Here is a 20,469-nt window from a genome sequence, read left to right on the forward strand (position 1 = left end):
CCGTGAATCTCGTCGAACAGGGCGACGCCTTCGCCGCGTTCTGGCAGGAGCGGCACCTGTGCACGCTCTCCACCACGCGCCCCGACGGCCCGCCGCACGTGGTGCCGGTGGGCGCGACGCTGGACCTGGCCACCGGCATCGCCCGGGTCATCACCTCGGGCACCTCGGTCAAGGCCGGGCTCATCGGGACCGACGGCGCGCCGGTGGCGCTCTGCCAGGTGGACGGCCGCCGCTGGTCGACGCTGGAGGGCCGGGCGGTGCTGCGTACCGAGCCTGAACAGGTGGCCGACGCCGAGCACCGCTACGCCGCCCGCTACAAGCCGCCGCGCCCCAACCCGGCGCGGGTGGTCGTGGAGATCCACGTGACGCGCGTCCTGGGCAACGTGTGATCACGATCGTCGGCGTCGGCGCGAACGGCTGGGACGGGTTGTCCCCGGACGCGCGGCGCTCGCTGGAGGCCGCCGAGGTGCTCATGGGCGGGCGCAGGCAGCTCGACCTCGTGCCCGTCCCGACCGCCGAACGCGTGGCCTGGCCCTCCCCGCTGCTGCCCGCGCTGCCCTCCCTCATGGAGACGTACGCCGGGCGCGAGGTGTGCGTGCTGGCCAGCGGCGATCCCATGTTCTACGGCATCGGCGCCACGCTGGTGCGCTTGCTGGGCTCGGCGAACATCCGCGTGCTGCCGCACGTCTCGTCGCTGTCGCTGGCGTGTGCCCGGCTCGGCTGGCCGGTGGAGCAGGTGGACGTGGTCAGCCTCGTGGGCCGCCCCCCGGCCGCGCTGAACGCCGCGATCCTGCCGGGGCGGCGGCTCCTCGTGCTCGGCGCCGGCCGCGACTCCCCGTCCCTGGTGGCCGGGCTCGCGACCGGGCTCGGGTACGGCCCCAGCCCCATGACCGTCCTGTCGGACCTGGGCGCGGGCTCGGAGAGCGTACTGACGGGGACGGCGGAGACCTGGGAATCGCGGGAAGCCGCCCCCTCCGCGCTGAACGTGATCGCCCTCGAGTGCGTCCCCACCCCCGGCGCCGAACCCCTCCCCCGCGTGCCCGGCCTGCCCGATGCCGCGTTCGAGCACGACGGGCAGCTCACCAAGCGGGAGGTCCGCGCCGTCAGCCTGTCGCGGCTCGCCCCGCTGCCCGGGCAGACGCTGTGGGACGTGGGCGCGGGCGCGGGCAGCATCGCCGTCGAGTGGATGCGCAGCCATCCGGCGTGCGCGGCCGTGGCGATCGAGAGCAGGGCCGACCGCGCCGCCGCCATCGCGCGCAACGCCGACCGGCTCGGCGTGCCGGCGCTGCGGATCGTCGAAGGCCGGGCGCCGGCCGCGCTGAAGGGCCTGCCGGCGCCGGACGCGGTGTTCGTCGGCGGCGGCCTGACCGTGCCCGGGCTGCTGGAGACCTGCTGGGCGGCGCTGCGGCCCGGCGGCCGGCTGGTGGCGAACGCCGTCACCCTGGAATCCGAGTCCGTCATGGCCCAGTGGTACGCCCGGCTCGGCGGCGATCTGGTCCGCCTGGCCGTACAGCGGGCCTCACCCGTCGGCTCCTTCACGGGCTGGCGGGCCGCGATGCCGGTGACCGTGTGGTCGGTCACCAGGAAGGACGTGCCGTGACCGTGTACTTCATCGGGGCGGGCCCCGGCGCCGCCGATCTGATCACGCTGCGCGGCCTGCGGCGGCTGCAGTCGTCGCCGGTCTGCCTGTATGCGGGTTCGCTCGTGCCCCGCGAGCTCCTGGACGCCTGCGTCGTGGGAACCAGGCTCGTCGACACCGCGAACCTCACTCTCGACGAGATCGTGGTGGAGCTGCTGGCCGCTCACCGCGCGGGCCTGGACGTGGCGCGGCTGCACTCCGGCGACCCGTCGGTGTTCAGCGCGGTGGCCGAGCAGATGCGCAGGCTGGACGAGCTCGGCGTGCCGTACGAGGTGGTCCCCGGCGTGCCGGCGTTCGCGGCGGCGGCGGCCGCGCTGGGCAGGGAGCTGACCGTGCCCGGCGTCGGGCAGACCGTCATCCTGACCCGCACCTCGGCGCGGGCCACGCCGATGCCCGAAGGGGAGGACCTGAAGACCCTGGGCGCGAGCGGCGCCACGATCGTGCTGCACCTGGCCGTGCAGCGGATCGAGGCGGTGGTGGAGGAGTTGCTGCCCTCGTACGGGCCGGACTGCCCGGTGGCGGTGGTGGCCCGGGCCAGCAGGCCGGACGAGGTGATCCTGCGCGGCACGCTGGCGGACATCGCCGGGCAGGTCCAGGCGGCCGGGATCCGGCGTACGGCGGTGATCGTCGTCGGCCGGGTGCTGTCGGCCACGCAGTTCCCCGACAGCCACCTCTACAGCGCGGAGCGGGAACGGCCGTGCGACGGGTCCTGATCCTGGGCGGCACGGCCGAGGCCCGGGCGCTGGCCGCCGAGCTGTCCGGCGGGCTGTCCAGTGGGCTGGCCGGCGAGCTGTCCGGCCGGGGCGTTCACGTGGTGTCGTCGCTGGCCGGGCGGGTGAGCAACCCGCGCTTGCCGGTCGGGGAGGTGCGCGAGGGCGGGTTCGGCGGGCCGGACGGGCTGGCCGCCTGGCTGGCGGCCGAGCGGATCGACGCCCTGGTGGACGCCACGCACCCGTTCGCGGCGCGGATGACGGCCTCGGCGGCCGAGGCGTCGGCGCGGACGGGCGTGCCGCTGCTCGTCCTGCGCCGCCCGGGCTGGCGGGAGGGACCGGGCGACACCTGGCAGCGCGTGCCCTCCCTGCACGCGGCCGCCGCACGACTGTCCGAGACGGCCACACAACTGTCCGAGGCGGCCGCACGACTGTCCGAGGCCGCCGCACGGCTCAGCGACGACCCGGCAGGCGCGTTCCTTCCCGAGGCCGCCGCACCGCCGGGCGGCGGCCCGCTGCGGGTGTTCCTGACCACCGGCCGCCGGAGCCTGCCGGTCTTCACCGGTCTGGCCGGGATGTGGCTGCTGGCCAGGTCCGTCGATCCGCCCGAACCGCCGGTCCCGGACCACGTGCACGTCCTGCTGGACCGGGGGCCGTACACGGTCGATGGCGAACGCGCCCTCATCCGCGAGCACCGGTTGGACGTGCTGGTCACCAAGGACAGCGGCGGGCCGATGACCACCGCCAAGCTGGTCGCGGCCCGCGAGCTCGGACTGCCGGTGATCATGGTGGACCGGCCGCCACTGCCCCCCGGCGTCCGGCTGGTGGAGACCGCCACGGAGGCGGCCGCCTGGGCTCAGGGATAGCGGCGCGGCGTGTAGACGACGCCGCGCTCGGTGACCCGGGTCGTCGAGGAGCCGACGATCAGCAGGCAGCGCATGTCCACCTGCGCGGGATCGAGCTCCCCGAGCGTGGTGACGGTGACGCTCTCCCGCTCGCCGCCGACATTACGCCCGATCACCACCGGGGTGGCGGCGTCGCGGTGCTCCAGCAGCAGGTCACGGGCGGCGGCGACCTGCCACGTACGGCTGCGCGAGGCCGGGTTGTAGATCGCCAGCACCAGGTCCGCCTTCGCGGCGGCGCTCAGCCGGCCGGCCACCACCTCCCACGGCTTGAGCAGGTCCGACAGCGACAGCACGCAGTAGTCGTGGCCCAGCGGCGCGCCGACCCGGCTGGCCACGGCCTGGGCGGCAGTCAGCCCGGGGACGATCCGCACCGGCACGTCCGGGAAGCCGGCCGCGGCCTCCAGCACGGCGCTGGCCATCGCGAACACGCCCGGGTCGCCGGAGGACACCACGGCCACCCGCGCGCCGTCGCGGGCCAACTCCAGCGCGTGCCGGGCGCGCTCGGCCTCCACCCGGTTGTCGGTGCGGTGGCGGCGCTGGCGCGGGTTCGGGGCGACGCGGTCCACGTACGGGCCGTACCCGACGAGGTCGGTCGCGGCCGCCAGCGCCTCCTGGGCCTCGGGCGTGAGCCACGGTCGCCCGGCGGGCCCGAGGCCCACCACGACCACCTCGCCCCGGGTCTCGGTCTGGGGCGGTTCGGGGACGAAGGTCCGCTCGGCGGGGCTGGCGAGCAGGGCCAGCGAGAAGTACGGAACGCCGTCGGCGTCCACGTCCTTGAGCGGCGCGACGCGTTCGGCTCCCATGGTGGCGCGCTCGACGTACCAGGCGTCGTCCAGCCGCCCGGCCTCGGCCAGCGCGTCGCGGACCTTCTCGAACGTCCGGCCCAGCTTGAGCACCGCCGCCGAGTCGGTGCCGCGGAGCCTGTCCGCCAGCACCTCGGCGGGCAGCGTGCCGGGCAGCACGGTCAGCACCTCGTCCCGCTCCACCAGCGGCCGGCCCAGCACGGCCGAGGCGGCGCTGACGGAGGTGACGCCGGGCACCACCTCGGTCGGATAGCGGTGGGCGAGCCGCTTGTGCATGTGCATGTACGAGCCGTAGAACAGCGGGTCTCCCTCGGACAGCACGACCACGGTCCGGCCCGCGTCCAGGTGGGCGGCCAGCCGCTCGGCGCAGTCGGCGTAGAAGTCGTCGAGCGCGCCCTGGTAGCCGCCGGGGTGGTCGGTGGTCTCCGTGGTCAGCGGGTAGAGCAGCAGCTCCTCGATCTGGCCTTCCGTCATGTACGGCAGCGCGATCGAGCGGGCGATGCTGCGGCCGTGCCTGGCGGCGTGGTAGGCGATCACGTCGGCCTCGCCGATCAGCCGGGCCGTCTTGACCGTGACCAGCTCGGGATCCCCGGGACCGAGCCCGACCCCGTACAGCCGTCCCGTCATCGCCATCACTCCGTCTCGTTCGCGATGGCGTTGACCGCCGCCGCCGTCATCGCACTGCCGCCGCGGCGGCCGTGCACCACCAGATATTCCAGGTCGCTGTCCGCCAGTGCCCGCTTGGACTCGGCCGCGCCGATGAACCCCACCGGGATGCCGAGCACGGCGGCGGGCCTGCCCGCGCCCTCGGCGACCAGTTCGAGCAGCCGGAACAGCGCGGTCGGCGCGTTGCCGATCGCCACCACCGCGCCGTCGAGGCGGTCGCGCCACAGCTCCAGCGCGGCGGCGCTGCGCGTGGTGCCGAGCCGTTCGGCCAGCTCCGGGACGCCGGGGTCGCCCAGCGTGCACACCACCGCGTTGTCCGCGGGCAGCCGGCGCCTGGTCACGCCGGAGGCGACCATCTGCGCGTCGCACAGCACGGGCGCGCCCCTTCGCAGCGCCGCGCGCGCCCGGACGACCACGGCAGGCGACCAGTCCAGGTCGGTCACGAGGTCGGTCATGCCGCAGGCGTGGATCATCCGCACCGCCACCTGCGCGACCTCGGGCGGCATTCCGGTGAGGTCGGTCTCGGCACGGATGGTCGCGAACGAGCGCCGGTAGATCTCGGCCCCGTCGCGGATGTAGTCGCTCACTGATGCCTTTCCTGGTATCCGTCGCCGGTGGCGACCATCTGGACGACCCGGCCGCGCGGCAGCCCGCAGCGCCGCTCGCAACCGGCCCAATGCACGGGCGTCGCCGGACGGCCGTCCAGGGTCGCCACCCAGCGCCGCGCGTCCTCCTGGACGTCGGCCAGGGACTTGGCGCAGCCCGGACGGCCGGTGCAGGCGCTCACCCCGGCCCACGGCGACGCCGGGTCCGTCACCAGCCCGGCCGCCTCCAGCATTCGCGCCGCCCGGCCGGCGGCGGGCGGCAGGTCGAGGAGTACGACGGTCCGCCACGGCGTCAGCCGGACCGGCACGCCGGTGGCGTCTCCCGGGTCGGACGCGGTGGCGTCTCCCGGATCGGGCACGCCGGTGGCGCCTCCCGGACCAGGCGCGCCGGTGGTGCCGGCCGGGCCGTTCACCTCGGCCGCTGCGGCGATGGCGCTTGCCTGGGCGGCGGACAGCCGTCCGAGCGGCACCACGACCTCCAGCGCCACCCGCCCGTCCCGCTGCTCGACCCGCCCGGCACGCGGCGCCGAGACCGTATCCCGGACGACCGGAGCGGGCGGTGCCCACATCTCGGCGTCCGGGGCCGGCCCGGCGTGCGGCTGGTGCCCGGAGCGGGCCTCGGCGGCGCGGTCGGCAGTGCCGGTGCGATCGCGGGGGGCGGTGGTGGTGTGGTCGTGGGGGGCGATGCGGTCGTGGGGGGCGGTGGTGGTGCGGAGTCGGGTGGCGATGCGGGCGGGGCCGTTGTCCAGCTCCGCGATCCGCCACGCGCCCCGATCCCCTTCCGGCCGTTCGTCGAGGAACGCCTCGGCGGCGGCGATCATGAGTTCGGCGGCCACGTCCGCCCCCACGGCGAGCCCGGCGTCCACGCCCGCCAGCAGCAGCCGCCCGTCGAAGAACGTGACGTCGGCCCCCAGCGCGAGCATGTCGCCGCTGCCCTCGTCCACCGCGAACAGGAACCGTCCCGGCAGCCCGGCCAGCCGGGGCCGCGAGCACAGCGCCCGGTCCAGCGCCGCCACCAGGGGCTGCGGGTCCAGCAGGCCGGGGCCCGTGCGACCGCCGAGCGGCGAGGCCACGATGTTGCGTACGCGCTCGTGCGCCTGCGACGGCAGCAGTCCGGCGGCGGCGATCCGCTCGGCGAAGGCGGCGGGTGAGCGCAGGCCGCGCACCTGGACGTTCGCCCGGGAGGTCAGCTCGATCACGTCCGAGCCGAGGTCGGCCGCGCAGGCGGCCAGCTCACGCAGCCGGGCGGGTGAGATCGCGCCGCCGGGCAGGCGGACGCGGGCCAGCGGGCCGTCGGCGGCCTCGTGCACCTGTAGCGCCCCCGGACAGGCGTCGGGGCGCATACGTCCGGAAAAGTCGGCTATGGACACGATCAGGATGGTAACGCCACTTCTGGCGGGGGTCGCTCTTGTCGTAGGCTCCCTGTAGGCGATGGCTAGGGAGGAAGCCGGTGCGAATCCGGCGCGGTCCCGCCACTGTGACCGGGGAGCGAACCCCACCGCAGGCCACTGCCCGGCGACGGGTGGGAAGGCCGGGGTGAGCGCTGATCCGGGAGCCAGGAGACTCCGGCCGCCGCGACACCCGCGACCCGGGGCGAGGACCCCGAGGGAGGATTGCGCCGTGCCTGGCGACAGCCGTACCGTCCTGCTGCTCTCGACCTCCGACACCGACCTGCTCAGCGCTCGCGCGAGCGGTGCCGCCTACCGGTTGGGCAACCCGGCCCGGCTGGCGGCCGAGGACCTGCCCGCCCTGCTGGAAGGCGCCGACGTGGTCGTGGTGCGCCTGCTCGGCGGGCGGCGCGCCTGGGAGGAGGGCCTGGACGCGCTGCTGGCCGGCCCTCTGCCGGTGGTGGTGCTGGGCGGCGAGCAGGCCCCGGACGCCGAGCTGATGGAGCTGTCCACGGTCAGCGGCGGCGTCTGCGCCGAGGCCCACGCGTACCTGGCCCACGGCGGGCCGCCGAACCTGGCCGAGCTGCACGCGTTCCTGTCGGACACGGTGCTGCTGACCGGGCACGGGTTCGCGCCGCCGGAGGCCACGCCCTCCTGGGGGCTGCTGGAACGCGACGCGCGGCCCGGGCCGGGACCCGTGATCGGGGTGCTCTACTACCGGGCGCATCACCTGGCGGGCAACACCGCGTTCGTGGAGACGCTCTGCGCGGCCGTGGAGGAGGCGGGCGGCCGGGCGCTGCCGGTGTTCTGCTCCTCGCTGCGCACCGCCGAACCCGAGCTGCTCGACACGCTGCGCGCCGCCGACGCGCTGGTGGTGACCGTGCTGGCGGCGGGCGGCTCGCGCCCCGCGACGGCGGGCGCGGGCGGCGACGACGAGGCGTGGGACGTGGGCGCGCTGGCCGCGCTCGACGTGCCGATCCTGCAGGGACTCTGCCTGACCACCGGCAGGCAGGCGTGGGAGGAGAACGACGACGGGCTGTCGCCGCTGGACGCCGCCTCGCAGGTGGCCATCCCGGAGTTCGACGGGCGGATCATCACGGTGCCGTTCTCGTTCAAGGAGATCGACCCCGAGGGGCTGACCGTCTACGTCGCCGACCCCGAGCGGGCCGCCCGGGTGGCGGGCATCGCGGTACGGCACGGGCTGCTCCGGCACACCCCGCCCGCCGAGCGCCGCCTGGTCGTGATGTTGTCGGCGTACCCGACCAAGCACTCCCGGGTGGGCAACGCGGTCGGCCTGGACACCCCGGCCAGCACGGTCAGGCTGCTGGCCAGGCTCGCCGAGGCCGGCTACGACCTCGGCGAGGGCTTCCCGGGCGTGGCCGAGCAGGACGGCGACGCGCTCATCCACGCGCTGATCGCCGCCGGCGGCCAGGACCAGGACTGGCTGACCGAGGAGCACCTGGCGGGCAATCCGGTACGCATCTCCGCCGCGTCCTACGAGCGCTGGTACCGCACCCTGCCCGAGGAGCTGCGGACTGAGATGGAGCGGCACTGGGGGCCGCCGCCGGGCGAGCTGTTCGTGCACGAGGGTGACATCGTCCTCGCGGCGCTGCGGGCGGGGAACCTGGTGGTGATGGTGCAGCCGCCGCGCGGCTTCGGCGAGAACCCGATCGCCATCTACCACGACCCCGACCTGCCGCCCAGCCACCACTACCTGGCCGCCTACCGCTGGCTGTCGGCCGAGTTCGCGGGCTCCGGCGCGCACGCGATGGTGCACGTGGGCAAGCACGGCAACCTGGAGTGGCTGCCCGGCAAGTCGGCCGGCATGTCCGCCGCGTGCGGCACCGACGCGGCCATCGGCGACCTGCCGCTGGTCTACCCGTTCCTGGTGAACGACCCCGGCGAGGGCACGCAGGCCAAGCGGCGGGCGCACGCCGTGCTGGTGGACCACCTGGTGCCGCCCATGGCGCGGGCGGAGACGTACGGCGACATCGCCCGGCTGGAGCAGCTCCTGGACGAGCACGCCACGATCGCGGCCATGGACCCGGCCAAGCTGCCCGCCATCCGGGCGCAGATCTGGACGCTCATCCAGGCCGCCCGGCTCGACCACGACCTGGGGCTGGCGGACCGGCCGCACGACAGCGAGTTCGACGACTTCATCCTGCACGTGGACGGCTGGCTGTGCGAGGTCAAGGACGCGCAGATCCGCGACGGCCTGCACGTGCTCGGGCAGGCTCCGGCCGGGCAGGTGCGCGTGGACCTGGTCCTGGCGATGCTGCGCGCCCGGCAGATGTGGTCGGGCCGCGAGACGCTGCCCGGCCTGCGTGAGGCGCTGGGCCTGGCCGAGGACGGCACGGCGGGGCTCGGCAGCGTGGACCGGGCCGAGGCGACCGCCCGGGCGCTGGTGGAGGCCATGGAGGAACGCGGCTGGGCGACGGAGGCGGCGGAGGAGGTCACGCGGGAGGTCACGCGCGAGCTGCCCGGCGAGCGGCGCGACCTGGTGACGCGGGTCCTCGAGTTCGCCGCCACCGAGGTGGTGCCACGCCTGGCCCGCACCACCGACGAGCTCGACCACGTCCTGCACGCCCTGGACGGCGGCTACGTTCCCGCCGGGCCGAGCGGCTCGCCGCTGCGCGGCCTGGTCAACGTGCTGCCGACAGGCCGCAACTTCTACTCCGTCGATCCCCGCGCGGTCCCGAGCCGGCTCGCCTGGGAGACCGGCCAGGCCATGGCCGAGTCGCTGCTGGAGCGCTACCGGTCGGACACCGGCGAGTGGCCGCGTTCGGTGGGGCTGTCGGTCTGGGGCACCAGCGCCATGCGCACGGCGGGCGACGACGTGGCCGAGGTGCTGGCCCTGCTCGGCATCCGCCCCGAATGGGACGAGGCCTCACGCCGGGTCACGTCCCTGGAGCCGATCCCGCTCGCCGAGCTGGGCCGTCCCAGGATCGACGTGACGGTCCGGATCAGCGGTTTCTTCCGCGACGCGTTCCCGCACGTGGTGGCCATGCTCGACGACGCCGTACGGCTGGCCGCCGGGCTGGACGAGCCGTACGAGGACAACTACGTGCGCGCCCACGTCGCCGCGACCGGGGGCGACGAGCGCCAGGCGACCATGCGTGTCTTCGGGTCGGCGCCGGGCGCGTACGGGGCCGGGCTGCTGCCCCTGATCGACAGCCGCAACTGGCGCGACGACGCCGACCTGGCCGAGGTGTACGCGGTGTGGGGCGGCTTCGCCTACGGCCGCGACCTCGACGGCGTGGCGGCCCGCCCGCAGATGGAGGACGCCTACCGCAGGATCGCGGTGGCCGCCAAGAACGTCGACACCCGCGAGCACGACATCGCCGACTCCGACGACTACTTCCAGTACCACGGCGGGATGGTCGCCACCGTCCGCGCGCTGACCGGCAGGGCCCCGGCCGCGTACGTCGGCGACAGCACCCGCCCCGACGCCGTCCGCACCCGCACCCTGTCGGAGGAGACCTCTCGCATCTTCCGGGCCAGGGTCGTCAACCCGCGCTGGCTGGCCGCGATGCGCCGCCACGGCTACAAGGGGGCCTTCGAGCTGGCCGCCACGGTCGACTACCTGTTCGGCTACGACGCCACGACCGGGGTGGTCGCCGACTGGATGTACGACAAGCTCACCGAGACGTACGTGCTCGACCCGGAGAACCAGGCGTTCATGGCGCAGTCCAACCCCTGGGCCCTGCACGGCATCGCCGAACGCCTGCTGGAGGCCGCCGAGCGGGGCATGTGGCAGCACCCCGACCCGGAGGTCCTGCGCGGCCTGCAGGAGGTCTACCTCAAGACCGAGGGCGACCTGGAGGACGACACCAGCCGCTGAGCCGTCATCGGCTGCCCGGCCCAGTGCAGGTGCAGGTAGGACGCGGTCACCTGGGCGTCGCCGAATCCGTCGGCGCCGCCTTCCCAGCGGAACAACGGCTCGCCGGCGTACTCGACGGCGGTGCGGTGGAATTCGTGCCCGCGAAAGCGCTCGCCCGGCTCCGTCAGCGGCGAACGCCTGAGCGCGACCGCGTCCCGGTAGCCGAGCGTCAGCCTCGGCGTCATCCGTGCCCGGCCCGGCACCCGCCCGCACATCCGCTGCCCGTCCAGCTCCTCGCACAGGTAGAGCAGCCCGGCGCACTCGGCGGCGATCGGGCCGCGGAAGGCCGCCACCTGCGCGCGCAGCGGCTCGTTGGCGGCCAGCTCGGCGGCGTACACCTCGGGGAAGCCGCCGCCGATGACGAGCGCCGCGGTCCCGTCCGGCAGCCGCTCGTCCCGCAGCGGGTCGAACACCGCGACGTCCGCCCCGGCCGCCCGCAGCAGCTCGACGTGCTCGGCGTAGCCGAACGTGAACGCAGCCCCGCCCGCCACCGCCACCACCGGCCGGTTCGTCCGCTCCCCCCGCGCGGGCTCCCAGGGGACGGCGTCCAGCGGCGGGGCCGACGCCGCCAGCCGGAGCAGCGCGTCGAGGTCGCACGAGCGGGTCACCAGCGCGGCCAGCCGGTCCACCGCGGCCAGCGCCTCGGCCTCCCGTTCGGCGGCGGGCACCAGCCCCAGATGCCGCGACGGCGTGGAGACGGCGTCGTCGCGGCGGATCGCGCCCAGCACCGGCATCCCCGCCGCGGCCAGCGCGGAGCGGCACAGCTCCTCGTGCCGGTCCGAGCCCACCCGGTTCAGCACCACCCCGCCCACCCGCACCCGGGGGTCGAACGTGGCGAACCCGTGCACCACCGCCGCCACCGACCTGCTCTGCCGCGCCGCGTCCACCACCAGCACGACGGGAGCGTCCAGCAGCCTGGCCACGTGAGCGGTCGAGGCGAAGTCGGTGTCCCCCTTGCCGTCGAACAGCCCCATCACGCCCTCGACCACCGCCACGTCGCACCCCGCCGCCCCGTGCCGGAACAGCGGCCGTACGCGCTCCTCACCCACCAGCCACGGATCCAGGTTGCGGCCGGGACGCCCGGTGGCCAGCGCGTGATAGCCCGGGTCGATGTAGTCGGGGCCCACCTTGTGCGGCGAGACGCGCAGCCCGCGCGCCCGCAGCGCCGCCATCAGCCCCGTGGCCACCGTCGTCTTGCCGCTGCCCGACGACGGCGCGGCGATGACGAGCCGGGGAACTACCACTCGATGCCCTTCTGCCCCTTCTGCCCAGAATCCATGGGGTGGCGGACCTTGCCCATCTCCGTCACCAGGTCCGCCACTTCGATCAGCCGCTCGGGCGCGTCCCTGCCGGTGATCACCACGTGCTGGTTGCCGGGCCGTCCGGCGAGCGCGGCCACCACGTCGTCCAGTTCCAGCCAGCCCCACTTCAGCGGGTACGTGAACTCGTCCAGCACGTAGAACCGGTACGTCTCGGCCGCCAGATCCCGCTTGATCTGCTCCCACCCTTCACGGGCGTCGGCCGCGTGATCCTCCTCGGCGCCCGGCCGCTGGATCCACGACCAGCCCTCGCCCATCTTGTGCCAGGTCACCGAGCCGCCCTCGCCCGTCTCCCCGAGCACCTTCAGCGCCCGCTCCTCGCCGATGCGCCACTTGGCCGACTTCACGAACTGGAACACCCCGACCGGCCAGCCCTGGTTCCAGGCCCGCAACGCCATCCCGAACGCCGCCGTCGACTTGCCCTTGCCGGGACCGGTGTGCACGATCAGCAGCGGCCGGTTGCGGCGCTGCCGGGTGGTGAGGCCGTCGTCGGGGACGACGGCGGGCTTTCCCTGCGGCATGCTCAGACCGCCTTCCTGTGATCGCGCACCACCGAGCCGAGATCGGCCAGGGAGTCGAGGGAGACGAGACGGGCCCGCAACCGGGCCGCCAGCCGGACCGCCAGGCCCAGCCGTACCGGGCCGCTCTCGCAGTCCACGACCACCGCCGCCGTACCCTCCAGCAGCGCCGCCGCCCGGTCCACGTCGCCGCCCGCCGTGGCGCGCCCGTCCGTCACCAGCACCAGAAGGGGCCGCCGCGCGGGGTCGCGCAGCCGTTCCACGCGCAGCACCTCGGCGGCCCGCGCCAGACCGGCCGCCAGCGGGGTGCGCCCGCCGGTCGGCAGCGAACGCAACCGCGCCGCGCCCGCCTCCACCGACGAGGTCGGCGGCAGCGCAACCGCCGCGCCCCGGCCGCGGAAGGTGACCAGGCCGACCTTGTCGCGCCGCTGGTAGGCGTCGAGCAGCAGGCTGAGGACCGCCGTCTTGACCGCGGTCATCCGCTTGCGCGCCGCCATCGAGCCGCTCGCGTCCACCACGAACAGCACGAGGTTGCCCTCTCTGCCCTCGCGCACCACCTCGCGCAGGTCGTCCTCGCGCAGCACCAGCCCGGGGCCGCGGCGCCCGCGCCGCAACTGGTGGGGGGCGGCGGCCAGCACCGTCGCCGTCACGTGCAGGTCGCGCACGCGTCCGGCGGGGCGGCGCGAGCCGGTGGCCCGGCCGTGCGGGGTGCGCGAGCGCGACCGCCGCCCCGCCGCGCCCTCGCCGACCCCGGGCACCTCCAGCAACGGCACCCGGTACGGCGCCGCCACCCCGGCCACCCGCCCGGCCGCTTCCTTCTCCGGCCCTCCGGTGTGCTCCGGCGCCGCACCATCGGGCGCTGTGCCCTCGACGCCCGGCGGCATTTCCCTGCTCCCGGCCGCCTGGGCGGCATCGTCGGCAGCCGTCGGGTAGCTCCCGTCAAACGCGCGGTCCTGCCGGTGCCCGCCATCCAGCCCGGGCCTGCTTTGGGGACCACCGCCCTCGGGTTCGCCACCGTCAGGACCGCCTTCAGAACCGCCTTCCGAGCCGCCGGATGGCGGGGTGCCCTCTCCGGCCGTCGTCGGCGAGCCCTCCGGCCCACCAGGTCCGGAAATATCAGGACCTCCGCCGTCGGGATCGTCCGGATCCTCCTCATCCCCCGACGTCCTCGCCAGCAGCTCGTCCAGCAGGGCCTCGTCCAGCCCGGGCGCGTCGAACGGATCGCGCCGCCGCCGGTGCGGCAGCGACAGCCGGGCCGCGGCGCGCACGTCCTCGGTGGTCACCACGTCCCTGCCCTGCCAGGCCGCGTGGGCGATGGCGGTGCTCGCCGTCACCAGGTCGGCCCGCAGGCCGTCCACCTCGAACGCCGCGCACACGGTCGCGATCTGCCGCAGCCGCGCGTCGGGCAGCCGCACACCCGGCACCCGGGCGCGGGCCCGCGCGATCCGGCTCGCCAGCGCCATTTCCTCGGCCGCCCACCGGGCCGCGAACGCGCCGGGGTCCGCGTCGAAGGCGAGCCGCCTGCGCACCACCTCGGCGCGCTCCTCCGGGTTCCTGGACGCCTTGACCTCGACGGTCAGCCCGAACCTGTCCAGCAACTGCGGCCGGAGCTCTCCCTCCTCCGGGTTCATGGTCCCGACCAGCAGGAACCTGGCGGCGTGCCGTACCGACACCGACTCGCGCTCCACGTAGCACGTGCCCAGGGCCGCCGCGTCGAGCAGCAGGTCGACGAGGTGGTCGTGGAGGAGGTTCACCTCGTCCACGTAGAGGACGCCGCGGTGGGCGGCGGCCAGCAGGCCCGGCTCGAACGCCTTCACCCCCTCCGTCAGCGCCCGCTCCACGTCCAGCGAGCCGACCAGCCGGTCCTCCGAGGCGCCGACCGGCAGCTCCACCAGCGCGGCCGGGCGCTCCAGCCCCTGGCCCCCGGGTTCGTGCGGCCCGTCCGGGCATCCGGCGTCGGGCGCGGCCGGGTCGCAGGCGAACCGGCATCCGGGCACCACGTTCACGGCGGGCAGCTGGGCGGCCAGCGCGCGCACGATGGTCGACTTGGCGGTGCCCTTCTCCCCGCGTACGAGCACGCCGCCCGCCCTCGGCGAGACCGCGTTGAGCACCAGCGCCAGCTTCAGGTCGTCGAGCCCGACGACCGCGCTGAACGGATATGTGACGATCAAATCAGAACCTTCCGGTTGACATGGGCGACCCGCCAGCCGGCGCGCGTGACGGTCAGCTCGGTGACGGACAGCGGCGCGAGATCGAAACGGGCGGCGCTCAGCGGGTCCAGCCCGAGCGCGTGGCCGAGCGCCGCCCGGATGGCGCCCGCGTCGCAGACGGCGACGACGCCGGGCTCCGCGCGTACGGACTCGAGCCAGGCGGCGACCCGCTCGGCGTGCGCGGCCAGGCTCTCACCGCCGTGCGGGGACGCGTGCGGGTCGGTCAGCCAGCTCGCCAGCGCGTCCGGCTCCTCCCGGGCGACCCGCTCGTACGGCAGGCCCTGCCACCGGCCGCAATCCACCTCCGCCAGCGCCGGGACCGCCCGCGCCTCCAGCCCGAGCGCGGCGACGGTCTGGCAAGCGGCAACACTGGGAGCCGCCCACGCCACCACCCCGAGCGCAGCCACGACCGCCGACTCGACCACGGGCCCAGCCACGGCCGCCGACCCCGGCGCCGCCCCGGTCCCCGGCCCCACCGCTGACCCGGCCGCCGCCCCGGCCACCGTCTGGGTCAGGGCGGTGGCCCTGGCCAGGCTCGCCGCGTCGGCGTGCGCGTCGGACGCGGGGAAGCAGGCGGCCCGCATCCCCGGCGTGCTCGCGTGCCGTACGAACAGCACCCCGCTCAGCCCGGCGACGCGGCGGTCACCGGGCGGCGGGACGCCCGGTCGCAGGCCCACCCGAACAGCACGCCGAAGGCCGCCCAGAAGACGAGCTGCGTCCCCAGCGACGCGAGCCTGAACTGCCACAACAGCGTGGCGGGGAAACCGTCGGGCACCTCGTTCACGGTCGGCAGCAGGGTCCACGCCGCGATCACCGGAACCAGGAACGCCGCCACCGCCGCGCCCCACCGCGCCCACGGCCCGGCGGTGACCCGGCGCGCCGTGGCCACCGCGATCGCCGTCGCGGCCAGCCCGACGAGAATCGTGACCACGTAGAGCAGGGTGCGGCTGTTGATCGTCTCCGGGTCGCCCACGGCCGGTGGGTTGGCCGGATACTTCACGAACGGCACAAGGATCACCGCCACGAACGCCGTCCCGGCGGCGGCGAGGGCCAGCCCGCCGTCCGACCGGGGGCCGACCCGTCCGCGCAGGCCCGCGTACACGAGGGCGAAGATCCCTCCTACGGCCAGCCCGTACAGGCCCGTGGCCAGGAAGAGCCCGGCCTTCTGTCCCGGCCTGCCGACGAGTGCCTCCTCGCCGTGGTCATGGCCGGGCGCTTCCTGGGCGGCATGGGCCTCCTCCAGCGCGATGGCGCTGTCCACCCCCGGTTCCCCGAAGGCGAAGGCGAAGCCGCCCGCGATCAATCCGGCCAGCAGGCCCAGAAGCAGGCCCCTGACCAGCAGGGTGCGTACCATGCGCGTGCCTAGTGGCAGGGAACGCCGAGCAGGTGGCGTCCGTCGTGCATGAGTTCGTGCAGGTAGGCACCGGTTTGCGAGATGGCCCCGTTGTCCATCAGCACCAGGTAGGCGACCAGCAGCAGCACCGGAACGGCGAGCAGCCACAGCCGCAGACGGGGGAAGGGGATTGCCGAAGGAGTGGACAGACCACTCATACATGCCTCCTCAGGGATGACGCGTCCCGACCAACGAGGTCACGGAAGTCCAAGCGACCTGGCTCCCGGGATCTACGTCCCGGATACAGTGGCGCGTCCGCACCGGCATCTCACCGGATTTCCCTTGGACAACCGTGAAATCTACCGGAATGTATCCCTTACTCCCGTTCGAGTCAATGACGCGAGCGCCGCGTAGGGTACGGGGGATGAGGCGGTTCCTGGATGGGCCGGCCGCGGCGATCGTGGTCGGGATGTTCTGGTTGCCGCCGACGTTCGCCTCCGCGGACCGGTCACGGCTGGTGGCCGGGCTGGTGCTGGCCTGCGTCACAGGCGCGGTGATGGCCCTGCGACGGCGACTGCCGACCGTGTCGCCGCTGCTCGCCGCGGGCGCGACCATCGCCGGGAGCGTCCTGGGGGTGTGCCAGGACCCGATGCTGGCCGCGGCGTGGTGCCTGTATCCGCTCGCGGTCGCGCGCGCCGGCCGCACCCGTACGATCGTCCTCGTCCTCGCCGGCCTCCTCACGGCGCTGGCGGCGGTGGCGGCGGTCCCGGGCGAGGACGCGAGCGGCGCCGGGCAGCGGCTGACGCTGGCCGTGGCCGCGTTGAGCGTGTCCTGGCTGCTCGGCACGGCGGCCGGCAGGCAGATCGCGGCCGCCCGGGAGGCGGAGCGGGCCCGGGTGCAACTGGCGGTGGCGCGTGACGTGCACGACGTCGTCGGCCACGCGCTCGGCGTGATCAGCGCGGAGGCGGGGGTGACCCGGAGCCTGGCCGACGCGAGCGAGCAGGAGTTACGCGACACGCTGGCCGGCGTCGAGTCGCACGCGAGGAGGGCGCTGGAGGAGATGCAGGCACTCGTACGCGGGCTGCGGTCCGAGCCCGGCGCGCCGGAGGGTGTCGCGGGGATCGCGCGGCTGGACGGACTCGTGGCGGCGACCCGCGCGGCGGGCGTGGGCGTCGAGGCGAGGATCGAGGTGAACGGCCCGGTCGATGACGTGGCCGGGGCGGTGGCGTACCGGATCGTCCAGGAGTCGCTGGGCAACGTGGTGCGGTACGCGGCGGGCGCGGCCTGCTCGGTGGACCTCCGGCAGGTCGGCGGGGAGATCGTCGTGCGGGTGCGCGACCACGGCCCCGGCGCCCGACCGGCGCGCGGCGGGGACGGGTCGGGGCGCGGCGGGGACGGGTCGGGGCTGCGGGGGATGCGTGAGCGGGCCCGGCTGGTGGGCGGCACGGTGACCTGGGGAAACCATCCGGAGGGCGGGTTCGAGGTGCGCGCCAGGCTGCCGGTCCGGAGCGCGTCTTGAGCGGGGCCGTCAGCGTCTTCCTGGCCGATGACGACGACCGTTTCCGGGCCGCGTACCGGAAGTTGTTCGACCGGACCGAGGGATTCCGGGTCGCCGGGGAGACGGGCGACGGGGAGACGGCCGCGCGGCTCGTCGGCGCGCTCAAGCCCGCGGTGGCGCTGCTCGACGTTCAGATGCCGGGCCTGAGCGGCCTGGAGGCGGCGCGCCGCATCCTCCCGGACGCGGCCACCCGGGTGATCATGCTGACCACCTTCGACCTGGACGAGTACGTCTATGAGGCGCTGACCCTCGGCGCGTCGGGGTTCCTGCTGAAGAACGCGTCCCCGCAGGAGGTGCTCCAGGCCGTCCGCACGGTCCACGCCGGCCACGCCATGCTGGCGCCGGAGGTCACCGCGCGGCTGATCCGCCGCTTCGCGCCGCAGCCGCCCGCGCGGCGGCACGCGTTCGCCGGGCAGGTCCTGTCCGAGCGCGAGGTGCAGGTCGTGCGGCTCGTCGCACGCGGGCACTCCAACCAGCAGATCGCCGACGAGCTGTTCCTGAGCGTGGAGACGGTCCGCACGTATCTGCGGCGCATGTTCGCCAAGCTCGGCGTGAACGACCGCACGCACCTGGCCGTGCTCGCCCACGAGGCGGGACTGCTGTACGAACCCCGGTAGGTGTCTCCTTTCGGGGGACGCGAGCAGGTGCCCTCCCGCCCCAGGCTGGCGACGTCCATCCGAGGCGAGGCAGGCGATGATCGAGATCTCACAACTCAGCAAGCGTTACGGGGCCAAGGCGGCCGTGGAGGAGGTCAGCTTCACCGCGCGTCCCGGCCGGGTCACCGGCTTCCTGGGCCCGAACGGCGCCGGCAAGTCCAGCACGCTGCGCGTCCTGCTGGGCCTGGACGCGGCGAGCGCGGGCACCGCGCTGGTCAACGGGATGCGGTACCGCGACCTGAGGCATCCCCTGCGCACGGTAGGGGCGCTGCTGGACGGAGCCGGCCCGGTGCCCGAGCGCCGCGGCGTCGATCACCTCACCTGGATCGCGCAGTCCAACCGGATCCCGCGGCGCAGGGTCCGGGAGGTGCTCGAACTCGTGGGGCTGGGCGAGGCGGCGCGGCGGCGGGTGAGGACGTACTCGCTGGGGATAGGGCAGCGGCTCGGCATGGCCGCGGCGCTGCTCGGCGAGCCCGAGATCCTGGTGCTCGACGAGCCGGTGAACGGGCTGGACCCGGAGGGCATCCGCTGGATCCGGCGCTTCCTGCGGGATTACGCGGCGGCCGGGCGTACGGTGCTGCTCTCCAGCCACCTGATGACGGAAATGTCCGGCACCGCGGATGACGTGGTCGTCATCAACCGCGGGCGCGTCGTCACCCACGGCTCGCTCGCCCAGGTCACCGCCGGGCACCGCTCGCTGGAGGAGGCGTTCTTCGCGCTGACCGGCGACCCCGCGAGGCCGGGGTGGTGAGCGCCGTGCGGGCCGAGCTGACCAAGATCCTCACCCTGCCGCGCGTGTGGATCGCCACGGGCGTCGTCCTCGGTCTCCACACGCTGGTCCTGATCCAGTCGGTCCGGCTGAACGCCGAGGCGGTCGCGGACATCACCCCCGACGGCGTCATCGAGATCTTCATCGGGACGCCGCAACCGGCCACCGAGGCGATCCTCGGTCTCCTCGCCGCGTCCTCGCTGCAGATGGGCCTGCTCGTACCGGTCCTCGCCGCGATGATCGCCGGGCAGGAGTTCCGCTCGAACCAGCTCGGGGTGACGGTGCTCGCCATGCCGCGGCGCGGGCGGCTGATCGCGGCCAAAGCCCTGGCGACCGCCACGTACCTGCTCCTCGTGGCGGTCCTGATCGCGGGGATCAGCACCGCCTTCATGTACGCCGCCGTCGAGGACTGGAACCCGGGCCTGCTCGTGACGGGCGCCGCGTTCCTCGGCCACGGGAAGTTCGTGGCCTTCGCGGTCCTGTCCGGGCTGACCGGCTTCGGCATTACCGTCATCGCGCGCAGCACGCTCGTCGGCGTCATCGTCACCATCGCCCAGATCGCCGTCACCATGACACAGGCACTGGCCGGGGCCGCTCCCGCCCTGGACGCGCTCCTCCCTGTCAGCGCCGCCCGGAACCTGCTGCTCGACCCCGGGATCAACCGGCTCACCGCCGGCCCCGTGCCCGCCCTCCTCGTGCTGGTCGCGTGGGCGGGGGTCACGACGGCGGCCGCCGGGATCACGCTCGGCAGGAGGGATGCGCGATGAGCGCCATCCGGCTCGCGGATCTGCTGCGCGCGGAGCTCACCAAGACCCGCACGCTCCCGGCGACCTGGGTCGCCCTGGGCGTCGCCTCCGCCGCGAACACCGTGCTCGGCCTCCTGGCGGCGACGGACTCCGTACGGCTCGCCGGGCCGGCCGGGCCGGTCTCGATCGGGCAGCTGGGCACCCTCATGGTCGCGCCGGTCTACGTCTTCGTCGCGATCGCCGTCTTCGCGGCGGGCAGCGAGTACCGCGCCGGGCAGTTGCGCGTCACCCTGGCCGCCGTCCCCGGCCGGCACCGGCTGGCCGCCGCCAAACTCGCCGCGGTCACGGCGGCCTGCCTCCTCGCGGCGGGCCCCGCGGTCCTGCCCGGCCACCTCGTCCAGCCGGTCGCCGATCCGGCCGCCCTCCTGACGGTGTATCTCCTGCTCAGCCTCATCGGATACGGCTTCGCCGTCGTCGCGAGGGGCGTCGTGACGCCGCTCGCCGTGCTGTTCGTCACGCCGGTCCTCATCTCGCCGGCGCTGCGCGGCAGCATGCCGGACGCGGTGCGGCTCCTCCCCCACGAGGCGGCCCTCAGCCTCCTCGGCCTGCCCGCGGACCCGGCCACCGCCCTGGACCGCACGGGCGGGCTGCTGACGCTGATCGCCTGGGCCGGCCTGTCCGTCGGCGCCGGCTGGGCGGCCCTCGTCAGGCGGGACGCCTGAGGTGTTACGTTACGTTCCTTGCTCTTTGATCGGTTGAGGACT

General features: G+C 74.9%; 19 protein-coding genes and 2 riboswitches. Of the genes, 10 read left to right on the forward strand and 9 right to left on the reverse strand.

Annotation, left to right across the window (positions count from 1 at the left end; translation table 11 throughout):
* The first annotated feature begins 2 nt into the window (after positions 1-2).
* Genes AB0J87_RS32695 through AB0J87_RS32710 form a run of 4 tightly spaced genes read left to right on the forward strand, consistent with a single transcriptional unit; the run spans position 3 to position 3,215 of the window.
* Complete coding sequence (locus tag AB0J87_RS32695) at positions 3-389, forward strand: pyridoxamine 5'-phosphate oxidase family protein (protein ID WP_363971319.1); 387 nt, start codon at positions 3-5, stop codon at positions 387-389.
* Positions 386-1,600, forward strand: coding sequence for a precorrin-6y C5,15-methyltransferase (decarboxylating) subunit CbiE (gene cbiE / locus AB0J87_RS32700; RefSeq protein WP_363971321.1), 1,215 nt, complete (start codon positions 386-388; stop codon positions 1,598-1,600). The genes AB0J87_RS32695 and cbiE overlap by 4 nt, the downstream gene beginning before the upstream one ends.
* Positions 1,597-2,352, forward strand: a complete 756-nt coding sequence (cobM, locus tag AB0J87_RS32705) for a precorrin-4 C(11)-methyltransferase (RefSeq protein ID WP_363971323.1) — start codon at positions 1,597-1,599, stop codon at positions 2,350-2,352. Before cbiE ends, cobM begins: the two co-directional genes overlap by 4 nt.
* The gene (locus tag AB0J87_RS32710; protein WP_363971325.1) at positions 2,337-3,215 is read left to right on the forward strand and encodes a cobalt-precorrin-6A reductase; all 879 of its coding nucleotides are present in this window, start codon (positions 2,337-2,339) and stop codon (positions 3,213-3,215) included. The genes cobM and AB0J87_RS32710 overlap by 16 nt, the downstream gene beginning before the upstream one ends.
* On the opposite strand, the gene cobJ is transcribed toward AB0J87_RS32710, so the two are convergent.
* From cobJ to AB0J87_RS32725, 3 genes are read right to left on the reverse strand one after another with little or no spacing between them, the layout of a single operon-like run.
* A complete protein-coding gene (cobJ, locus tag AB0J87_RS32715; protein ID WP_363971327.1) occupies positions 3,206-4,684 on the reverse strand; it encodes a precorrin-3B C(17)-methyltransferase in 1,479 nt (492 codons plus the stop codon). The two genes, AB0J87_RS32710 and cobJ, sit on opposite strands and share 10 nt — an antisense overlap.
* 5 nt (positions 4,685-4,689) lie before the next feature.
* Positions 4,690-5,310 carry a precorrin-8X methylmutase gene (locus AB0J87_RS32720; RefSeq protein ID WP_350727429.1) on the reverse strand — a complete coding sequence of 207 codons (621 nt, stop codon included), beginning with the start codon at positions 5,308-5,310 and terminating at the stop codon, positions 4,690-4,692.
* The gene (locus AB0J87_RS32725; RefSeq protein ID WP_363971330.1) at positions 5,307-6,698 is read right to left on the reverse strand and encodes a precorrin-3B synthase; all 1,392 of its coding nucleotides are present in this window, start codon (positions 6,696-6,698) and stop codon (positions 5,307-5,309) included. Before AB0J87_RS32725 ends, AB0J87_RS32720 begins: the two co-directional genes overlap by 4 nt.
* 70 nt (positions 6,699-6,768) lie before the next feature.
* A riboswitch (cobalamin riboswitch) is annotated at positions 6,769-6,894 on the forward strand.
* Positions 6,895-6,948: 54 nt separating this feature from the next.
* On the opposite strand from AB0J87_RS32725, the gene cobN reads away from it, so the two are divergent.
* Positions 6,949-10,557, forward strand: a complete 3,609-nt coding sequence (gene cobN / locus AB0J87_RS32730) for a cobaltochelatase subunit CobN (RefSeq protein WP_363971332.1) — start codon at positions 6,949-6,951, stop codon at positions 10,555-10,557.
* Here the strand turns inward: cobN and AB0J87_RS32735 are convergent.
* Genes AB0J87_RS32735 through AB0J87_RS32760 form a run of 6 tightly spaced genes read right to left on the reverse strand, consistent with a single transcriptional unit; the run spans position 10,512 to position 16,194 of the window.
* The gene (locus AB0J87_RS32735) at positions 10,512-11,840 is read right to left on the reverse strand and encodes a cobyrinate a,c-diamide synthase (protein ID WP_363971334.1); all 1,329 of its coding nucleotides are present in this window, start codon (positions 11,838-11,840) and stop codon (positions 10,512-10,514) included. The two genes, cobN and AB0J87_RS32735, sit on opposite strands and share 46 nt — an antisense overlap.
* Positions 11,834-12,436: a cob(I)yrinic acid a,c-diamide adenosyltransferase gene (cobO, locus tag AB0J87_RS32740; RefSeq protein WP_363971336.1), complete on the reverse strand. Its 603-nt coding sequence runs from the start codon at positions 12,434-12,436 to the stop codon at positions 11,834-11,836. Before cobO ends, AB0J87_RS32735 begins: the two co-directional genes overlap by 7 nt.
* 2 nt (positions 12,437-12,438) lie before the next feature.
* Positions 12,439-14,604, reverse strand: coding sequence for a VWA domain-containing protein (locus AB0J87_RS32745; RefSeq protein WP_363971338.1), 2,166 nt, complete (start codon positions 14,602-14,604; stop codon positions 12,439-12,441).
* The gene (locus AB0J87_RS32750; protein WP_363971340.1) at positions 14,601-15,320 is read right to left on the reverse strand and encodes a histidine phosphatase family protein; all 720 of its coding nucleotides are present in this window, start codon (positions 15,318-15,320) and stop codon (positions 14,601-14,603) included. Before AB0J87_RS32750 ends, AB0J87_RS32745 begins: the two co-directional genes overlap by 4 nt.
* Complete coding sequence (locus tag AB0J87_RS32755; protein WP_350727422.1) at positions 15,266-15,997, reverse strand: CbtA family protein; 732 nt, start codon at positions 15,995-15,997, stop codon at positions 15,266-15,268. The genes AB0J87_RS32750 and AB0J87_RS32755 overlap by 55 nt, the downstream gene beginning before the upstream one ends.
* 8 nt (positions 15,998-16,005) lie before the next feature.
* On the reverse strand, positions 16,006-16,194 hold the full coding sequence (locus tag AB0J87_RS32760; protein ID WP_192784851.1) for a CbtB-domain containing protein: 189 nt from the start codon (positions 16,192-16,194) through the stop codon (positions 16,006-16,008).
* A 34-nt stretch (positions 16,195-16,228) separates the two neighbouring features.
* A riboswitch (cobalamin riboswitch) is annotated at positions 16,229-16,358 on the reverse strand.
* A 42-nt stretch (positions 16,359-16,400) separates the two neighbouring features.
* Here AB0J87_RS32760 and AB0J87_RS32765 point away from each other — a divergent pair.
* The 5 genes from AB0J87_RS32765 to AB0J87_RS32785 all read left to right on the forward strand — a co-directional run bounded on the left by AB0J87_RS32765 (position 16,401) and on the right by AB0J87_RS32785 (position 20,427).
* Positions 16,401-17,495, forward strand: coding sequence for an ATP-binding protein (locus AB0J87_RS32765; protein ID WP_363971343.1), 1,095 nt, complete (start codon positions 16,401-16,403; stop codon positions 17,493-17,495).
* Positions 17,492-18,151 (forward strand): response regulator transcription factor, encoded by a 660-nt coding sequence (locus tag AB0J87_RS32770; RefSeq protein WP_363971345.1) that lies wholly within the window; start codon positions 17,492-17,494, stop codon positions 18,149-18,151. Before AB0J87_RS32765 ends, AB0J87_RS32770 begins: the two co-directional genes overlap by 4 nt.
* 76 nt (positions 18,152-18,227) lie before the next feature.
* Positions 18,228-18,941, forward strand: a complete 714-nt coding sequence (locus AB0J87_RS32775; protein WP_363971347.1) for an ATP-binding cassette domain-containing protein — start codon at positions 18,228-18,230, stop codon at positions 18,939-18,941.
* A complete protein-coding gene (locus tag AB0J87_RS32780; RefSeq protein ID WP_363971349.1) occupies positions 18,938-19,726 on the forward strand; it encodes an ABC transporter permease in 789 nt (262 codons plus the stop codon). Before AB0J87_RS32775 ends, AB0J87_RS32780 begins: the two co-directional genes overlap by 4 nt.
* On the forward strand, positions 19,723-20,427 hold the full coding sequence (locus AB0J87_RS32785) for a hypothetical protein (RefSeq protein WP_363971351.1): 705 nt from the start codon (positions 19,723-19,725) through the stop codon (positions 20,425-20,427). The genes AB0J87_RS32780 and AB0J87_RS32785 overlap by 4 nt, the downstream gene beginning before the upstream one ends.
* Positions 20,428-20,469 lie beyond the last annotated feature (42 nt).

Source organism: Nonomuraea sp. NPDC049625 (assembly GCF_040675285.1).
GTDB lineage: Bacteria > Actinomycetota > Actinomycetes > Streptosporangiales > Streptosporangiaceae > Nonomuraea > Nonomuraea angiospora_A.